The sequence below is a fragment of the Fundidesulfovibrio sp. genome (genome assembly GCF_058402725.1).
Window position 1 is genome coordinate 1 of record NZ_JBZVFJ010000159.1, and the last position, 7,039, is coordinate 7,039.

Genomic DNA, 7,039 nt, shown 5'->3' on the forward strand with positions numbered 1-7,039 from the left:
TTGGCCAGGCCCAGCTGGTGGAGCTCGGCGGCGTAGGCCGGTCGGCTGAAGTTGCCGCAGAGCACCACCAGGGAGTCGCAGGTGGCGGGCGGGTCGCTGGCCTGGAGCCAGAACCCCGCCGTGAGCAAGAGCCCCAGGAAGATCACCGCGCCTGCCAGGAGCAGGTGCTCGGCCACGTGGAACAGGGCCTTCACGCCGGGTTTCATGTCGCCTCCGCCGGTTGGAAGATCTCGCGGAACCGGGCCTTGTAGGCCCCGAAGCGGCCATGGGCCACGGCTTCGCGCGCGCCTGCCGCCAGGTCCAGAAAGAAGCGCACGTTGTGGATGGTGTTCAGGCGGTAGGAGAGCAGTTCCTTGGCCACGTAGAGATGTCGCAGGTAGGCCCGGGAGAAGTTACGGCAGGTGTAGCAGGAACAGGCCGGATCCAGGGGGGCGTCGTCCTCGCGGTACTGGGCGCGCTTGATGTTCACCTGCCCCTGGCTGGTGTAGAGCGTGCCGTTGCGGGCGTTGCGCGTGGGGAGCACGCAGTCGAACATGTCCACGCCGTGCTCGATGCCCTCCAGGATGTCCAGGGGCTTGCCCACGCCCATGAGGTAGCGTGGCTGCTGCGCCGGGAGCAGGGGGGCGGTGTGGGCCAGCAGGTCGTACATCTCGGCCGTGGACTCGCCCACCGAGAGCCCGCCGATGGCGTGGCCCTCGAAGCCCATGGAGCAGACGGCCTCGGCGCTTCGCTCCCGCAAGTCCTTGAAGAAGCCGCCCTGCACGATGCCGAAGAGCAGCTGCCCGTTGCGGCCGGGCGCGTGGTTCGCCCGGGAGCGCGCCGCCCAGGCGTGGGTGAGGTCCAGGGACTTGAGGGTGTAGGCGTGGTCCGCGCCGTAGGGCACGCATTCGTCCAGGACCATCATCACGTCGGAGCCCAGGTTGCGCTGGATGTCCAGGACCTTTTCCGGGGTGAAAAGGTGCTTCGATCCGTCGATGTGCGAGCGGAACTCAACGCCGTCCGGCGTGAGCTTGCGCAGCCCCGAGAGGGAGAACACCTGGAAGCCGCCGGAATCCGTGAGGATGGGGCCGTCCCAGTTCATGAAGCGGTGCAGGCCGCCCCTGCGGGCCACCAGTTCGTCGCCCGGGCGCAAATAGAGGTGGTAGGTGTTGCCCAGGATGATCTGGGAGCCCGCGTCGCGAAGGTCCTGCGGACAGAGGGACTTCACCGTGCCCACGGTGCCAACGGGCATGAAGGCCGGCGTGCGCACCACGCCGTGGGCCGTGTGCAGCTCGCCCAGGCGGGCAGCGCCGTCGGTGGCGTGGATGCGGAAGGTTCCGGGAGCCGGGGGGGTCTGGTCGCCGGGCGTGCTCATGCGGACACCCCCCGCTTCGGGCAGACGTCGCCCAGCTCGCACTCTGCGCATCGGGGCTTTCTGGCCGGGCAGACCTCGCGGCCGAAGTAGACCAGCATGTGGTTGATCTCGCCCCATTGCTCGCGGGGGTAGAGGGGCATCAGGTCGCGCTCGATCTTCACGGGGTCGTCGGAGTCGGTGAAGCCCATGCGGTAGGCCAGGCGCGTCACGTGGGTGTCCACGGCGATGCCCTCGTGCACGCCGAAGGCGTTGGAGAGCACGATGTTGGCCGTCTTGCGGGCCACGCCGGGGAGCGTGATCAACTCCGCCATGGTGCGCGGCAGCTCGCCGCCGAAGTGCTCCATGACGCGCACGGCCGTCGCGATGAGGTTCTTGGCCTTGTTGCGGAAGAACCCGGTGGAGCGCACCACCTCTTCCACCTCCTCCTGCGTGGCGCGGGCAAGTTCGGCCGGGCCGGGCCAGCGGCCGAAGAGCACGGGGGTGACCTGGTTGACGCGGGCGTCGGTGCACTGGGCGGCCAGCACGGTGGCCACCAGAAGCTCCCAGGCGTCGCGGTGGTCCAGGGCGGGGACGGTGACGGGGTAGCGGGCGCGCAGGCGCTCGAAGACGACGGGGGCCAGTTCGCTTGCGGTCATGGCGTGGGGGATACCGGAAAGCGGCTCCGGGGGCAACGCCGGGGGGCGCGGCGGGGTGTCGGACCGGCTTGCGACCCGGAAACGAGCCGCGCACGGTCTGTTCGTAGCAGTCGCCGGGTACGGTGCACGCCGATGCGCAGTGGGCCGGACAGTTGGAACGCCAGGCCGCTCACCCTGGCGAGCGGGGGCTGCGTCTGGGCGAATCCTCCCGTCAGTCCCCGGTCCAGGCCTGCCCCGGGGCAGGGGCTGTGAAGGTCTGCGGCTCCAGGCCGTGTCGCCGCAGGGCTTCGGCCAGTTCGATGGCCGGGGCGTCGTGGGCCTCGTCGGTGAGCCGGAACACGCCGTGGTGCAGGGCCAGGGAGTTGCGGGCCTCCAGGATGCGGGCGGCCCGCACGGCCTCGTCCGGGGCCATGTGCGCCGGGGCCATGAACCAGCGCGGCTCGTAGGCCCCGATGGGCAACAGCGCCAGGCGTGCCGGGCCGAAGCGCTCGCGGATCATCCGGAAGGGCTCGCCCAGGCCGAACCCCGTGTCCCCGAAGAAGACCACGGGGCCGCACCCCGCCTCCAGCACGAAGGAACACCACAGGGAGCGGCGGCGGTCCAGGAGCCCCCGCGCGGACCAGTGTCGCGCGGGCGCGGCGTGGACGCGCATCCCGCCCAGGTCCTGGAAATCCCACCAGGGCAGTTCCCGGATGCGCGCGCGGGGGGCGGCGCGGCGCACGAGGGGGGCGTCTCCCGGGGGCACGAGGAAGAGAGGATCGCGGGTGCGCGCCAGGGCGGCCAGGGTGGGCAGGTCCAGGTGGTCGTAGTGGTTGTGGGTGACGAGCACGGCGTCCAGGGGCGGCAGCGCGCCCAGGTCCAGCCCCGGGGCGCGCACGCGCCGTGGGCCGCGCCCGAAGGGTCCGGTGCGCTCGGACCAGACCGGGTCGGTGAGCAGGTTCGCGCCGCCCGTCTGGAGGAGCACGGTGGAGTGCCCCACCACGGTGACGCGCAGGCCGTGGCCGTGGACGCGCTCCGGCGGCGGGAGCGTGGGGGCGTTGGGCAGGCGCGCGGGCCAGGGAGCGGGCCTGCGGGTGAGCCCCCAGCGCAGGAGGTCCAGGAAGGAGCGGTCCTCCTCGGGCCAGGGCGCGCGCCAGCGGACGGAGCGCAGGGTGGGGGAGGGCTTGGAGGCGGAGGTGTATGGGACGGAAGAATCAGAGCTGTGCATTGATACCGGAGCGAGTGGTTGAAGGGGAGTCCGCTTGTACGATTGACGTCACGCGTATCGAAGCCTATTCTTTGCCCATGATCCAGGGCTTCAAGTGTCGTTTGACGGCCATGCTTGCGAACGAAGGGCGGTGCGACAAGCTATTTCGCGCTTTCCAACGCCAAGCCGAGAAGAAGCTCCGCATCCTTGAGGCATCGGAAACCCTTGATGCGCTTCGCACGCTGCCGAGCAACCGCTCCGAGGCCCTTGGCGGCGACAGGAAAGGCCAATACAGCATCGCCGTGAACATGCAATGGAGAATCTGCTTCAGGTGGGGCGACAATGGCCCGTACGAAGTGGAAATAGTTGATTATCATTAGCCTGCAAGGGAGTTTCCGAGCATGCGCGACCCCATCCATCCAGGTGAAATCCTGGCCGACGAACTGTCGTTCATAGGTTTTTCGGCCAACCAGTTGGCCAAGGCCCTTCATGTGCCAGCCAACCGCGTGTCCCAGATCGTGGGCGGGCGGCGGGCCGTGACCGCCGATACGGCGCTGCGCCTTGGCCGCTTCTTCGGCACCGGTCCGGAGCTGTGGCTCAACCTGCAGAAAGCCTACGAACTGGACAAGGCCCGCCGCGAAACGGGGGATCTGGAGAGCATCGTCGCGTACGACAAGTCCGCCTGATCGCGGCACAAAGGCCTGATCGACACGAGGCCCTCCCCGGAGTGCACCTCCGCTGGTTGAGCTTGGCTGATCGCGGCATGGAGCGCGATCGTCACGGTAAACCATCCCGCAGGCGTGTCCGCCGGACGGCGGTATCCCTTCGCCCCAACGCAAAAAGCCCCGCTCGCGCGGGGCTTTTCGTTTCATTTCGGTCCGGCGTGTCCGTTAGGGCAGGAAGACCACGGCGGAGATGGTGGTGGTCCACATGCCGGCAACGCCCTGGGTGACGCTCGGGAGCGACTTGGACTCGATGATCTTGCCCGACATCAGGTAGATTTCGCGGCGCTCGTCGTAGGCGGTCTCGGGGTCGAAGTCGATGCCCAGGGTGGTGGCGAGCATGGTGGAGGCCAGGTCTTCCGCGAAGTCCCCGATCTCCTTCTCGTCCTTGCCGAAGGCGGTGTGCTCCGAGATGTAGCCGTAGTTGTCCTTGCTGCCGGGGAAGGCCATGCCCACGGCCGAGCCCACGAGGCGTCCCTTCTCGTCGGTGGCGTTGCGCGCCATGACGCAGAAGGTGATCTGCCCGGGGTTCAGGAGCGTAGAGCCCTCTTCCACGGTCAAAAGGGTGCAGTTGGGCGGGTAGATGCTGGACACGTACACGAGGTTGAGCTTTTCGATGCCGGCGTCGCGAAGAGCCAGCTCGAAGGATTGCAGCTTATTCTTGTGACGGCCAATGCCCCGGGTGAAAAAGGCCTTGGTCGGGACGAACGTTTGTCCGAACATTCGAGTCCTCCGTGGGAGAGCCTCCCCGCCGTGGCAGGGGAAACGTCTCATAAAGATTTTTTATCGCGAAGTATAGGCTTTTTTGCCTTAGCTTTCTCAAGCACTTGCTCGATCTCCGCTTCCGTGCCCTTGATGCGGGCCAACACCCGGTACAGGGGCTTGCCGCCCACCGAGGCCTCCTCCACGGACGTGGAAAGCCCTTTCTTCTTGAGCTTTTCCGCCTCCTCCTCCGCCTGGGACTTCTTGTCGAAGGCCGCCAGCTGGTACGTGACGCGGTAGGCCTTCTCCTTGGTCTCCTTCTGGTCCTTGGGGTCCTTCTTGGCGTCCTTCTGGTCCTTGGCGGGCGCGGCCGTCTTGGGGTCCACGGCCTTCTTGTCGGGCTGCGCCGGGGCCGTGGGCACCTGGCCCTTGGGCACCGGGCCGGGGGTTTTCTCCAGGGTGGAGGTGGGGCCGCCGCCGCCAACCAGGGACGCCACGGGAGGGGCGGGGACCGGGGGCTGGCCGGGCGCGCCCGCCGGGGCCGCATGGGGGGCATCCTTCTTGCCGGAGTCCACGGTGACGGTTTCGGGCGGCTTCTTGCCCTGGAGGGTGTCGGAGAACTGAAGGTCCTCGGCCTTGAGCACCGAGGGCGGCTCTTTGGCCTCCTGCTGGGCCGGGGACGGCGTGGGGGTGATGATCTGGGCCATCTGGGGCACCACGGCCTCCGGCTTCATGCCCCGGCCCACCAGCACCCCCAGGATGAACACCCACACGATGCCCAGTACGGTCACCACCAGCACGGAGACGAGCCCCGCGCCGGAGAATTCGAAGGTGAACTTGCGGGGGCCGCCCTTGGGCTCCTTGGAGGTGTTGAAGCGGTCCACGACCTTCATGCGTTCCTCCCGCTACATTTTGTCCGGGGCGCTTACGCCCAGGAGATCCAGGCCGTTGTGCACCACCTCGCGCACTGCTTCCAGGAGGAACATCCGGGCCAGCACGGTGTCCTGGTCCGGCGCGGTCAGTACGGGGTGCGCCGAGTAGTAGCGGTGCAGAAGACCGGCCAGCTCCCGCAGGTAGAAGCTCAGCACGTGCGGGCTCATGCTGGACGCGGCGGCGGCCAGCGTATCGGGATACTGCTCCAGGAGGCGCAGGAGGTCAAGGTCCTCGGGAGTGTCCAGGCGCGAAAGAACCGTGCCGGGCGTATCCGGGAGGCTCACGCCGCGTTCGGCGGCCTTGGCGAAGAGCGAGCAGACGCGGGCGTGGGCGTACTGCACGTAGTAGACCGGGTTGTCCATGGTCTGCTGCTTCACCAGTTCCAGGTCGAAGTCCAGGTGGCTGTCGGACTTGCGCGAAAGGAACATGAAACGCGCGGCGTCCACGCCCACCTCCTTGCAGACGTCCGAAAGAGTCTCGAACTGTCCGGCGCGCGTGCTCATGGCGATCTGTTCGCCTCCGCGCAGGAGGTTCACCAGCTGCACGAGGATCACCTTGAGGTCTTCCGGGTCGCGGCCCAGGGCCTGCACGGCGGCCTTCATGCGCGGCACGTAGCCGTGATGGTCGGCGCCCCAGATGTCCACCACAGTGTGGAAGCCTCGGGCGAATTTGTCGGCGTGGTAGGCGATGTCGGAGGCGAAGTAGGTGAGTTCGCCCGTGGATTTGCGCAGCACGCGGTCCTTGTCGTCCCCGAACCGGGATGTGCCCATCCAGAGCGCGCCGTCGTTCTCGAAGGCCAGGCCCGAGGCCTTGAGGGCGTCCAGGGTCTTCTCCACCTTGCCCGCCGCCACCAGCGACTTTTCGGAGAACCACACCTGATGCTCCACGCGGAAGTCGGAGAGATCCTTCTGGATGCCCGCCAGGATGGACTTCATGCCGTACTCGTAGCACACGTCCTGCCCTGCCTCAGGGTCGCCGTCGGCCAGGGCGTTGCCGTGCAGCGTGTGCAGCTCGCGGGCCAGTTCGATGATGTATTCGCCCTTGTACCAGTCCTCTGGGTAGTCCACGGGGCGGCCCAGCAGTTCCAGCAGACGCACCCAGATGGAGCGGCCCAGCAGGCGCATCTGACGGCCCGCGTCGTTGATGTAGTATTCGGTGGAGACCTCGAAATCCATGGCGCGCAGGATGCGCGCCAGGGCGTCGCCCACGGCCGCGCCGCGCCCGTGGCCGATGTGCAGGGGGCCGGTGGGGTTGGCGGAGACGAACTCCACCTGCACCTTGCGCCCGCGCCCCAGGTTGAACTTGCCGTAGCAGTGGCGCAGCTCCAGCACGTCCTCCACGGTCTTCTGCCAGAAGGATGGCGCGAAGGTGACGTTCAAAAAGCCCGGACCGGCCACGTCCACCTTGGCAAGTCCCGGGTCCACGGCCAACAGCTCCTCGCGCAGCTCCATGGCCAGGTCGCGGGGCTTCTTGCCCAGCTTCCCGGCCGTGAGCATGGCCACGTTGC

Annotated in this window: 9 protein-coding genes; 2 read left to right on the forward strand and 7 right to left on the reverse strand. The window is 67.9% G+C overall.

Annotated elements, in window-relative coordinates; translation table 11 throughout:
• The 4 genes from ACV4UX_RS16000 to ACV4UX_RS16015 form a co-directional block, all read right to left on the reverse strand.
• The coding region (locus tag ACV4UX_RS16000) for a hypothetical protein (RefSeq protein ID WP_491594281.1) at positions 1-206 on the reverse strand (206 nt) is incomplete at its 3' end.
• On the reverse strand, positions 203-1,354 hold the full coding sequence (gene tgt, locus ACV4UX_RS16005; protein ID WP_491594282.1) for a tRNA guanosine(34) transglycosylase Tgt: 1,152 nt from the start codon (positions 1,352-1,354) through the stop codon (positions 203-205). The genes ACV4UX_RS16000 and tgt, both read right to left, overlap by 4 nt.
• A complete protein-coding gene (gene nth / locus ACV4UX_RS16010; RefSeq protein WP_491594283.1) occupies positions 1,351-1,989 on the reverse strand; it encodes an endonuclease III in 639 nt (212 codons plus the stop codon). The genes tgt and nth overlap by 4 nt, the downstream gene beginning before the upstream one ends.
• A 211-nt stretch (positions 1,990-2,200) precedes the next feature.
• A complete protein-coding gene (locus ACV4UX_RS16015; RefSeq protein ID WP_491594284.1) occupies positions 2,201-3,196 on the reverse strand; it encodes an MBL fold metallo-hydrolase in 996 nt (331 codons plus the stop codon).
• Positions 3,197-3,273: 77 nt separating this feature from the next.
• Between ACV4UX_RS16015 and ACV4UX_RS16020 the strand changes: the two genes are divergently transcribed.
• Both ACV4UX_RS16020 and ACV4UX_RS16025 read left to right on the forward strand, forming a co-directional pair.
• Positions 3,274-3,555, forward strand: coding sequence for a type II toxin-antitoxin system RelE/ParE family toxin (locus ACV4UX_RS16020; protein WP_491594285.1), 282 nt, complete (start codon positions 3,274-3,276; stop codon positions 3,553-3,555).
• A 21-nt stretch (positions 3,556-3,576) separates the two neighbouring features.
• Entirely contained in the window at positions 3,577-3,861 is a 285-nt protein-coding gene (locus tag ACV4UX_RS16025; protein WP_491594286.1) for a HigA family addiction module antitoxin, read from the forward strand.
• 204 nt (positions 3,862-4,065) lie between these two features.
• Here the strand turns inward: ACV4UX_RS16025 and ACV4UX_RS16030 are convergent, their stop codons facing one another.
• The 3 genes from ACV4UX_RS16030 to argS all read right to left on the reverse strand — a co-directional run.
• Positions 4,066-4,620, reverse strand: coding sequence for a pyruvoyl-dependent arginine decarboxylase (locus ACV4UX_RS16030; protein ID WP_173085614.1), 555 nt, complete (start codon positions 4,618-4,620; stop codon positions 4,066-4,068).
• 47 nt (positions 4,621-4,667) lie between these two features.
• Positions 4,668-5,492: an SPOR domain-containing protein gene (locus tag ACV4UX_RS16035; protein WP_491594287.1), complete on the reverse strand. Its 825-nt coding sequence runs from the start codon at positions 5,490-5,492 to the stop codon at positions 4,668-4,670.
• Positions 5,493-5,504: 12 nt separating this feature from the next.
• Positions 5,505-7,039 (reverse strand): arginine--tRNA ligase (gene argS, locus ACV4UX_RS16040; RefSeq protein WP_491594288.1); only part of this gene is annotated, 1,535 nt, incomplete at its 5' end.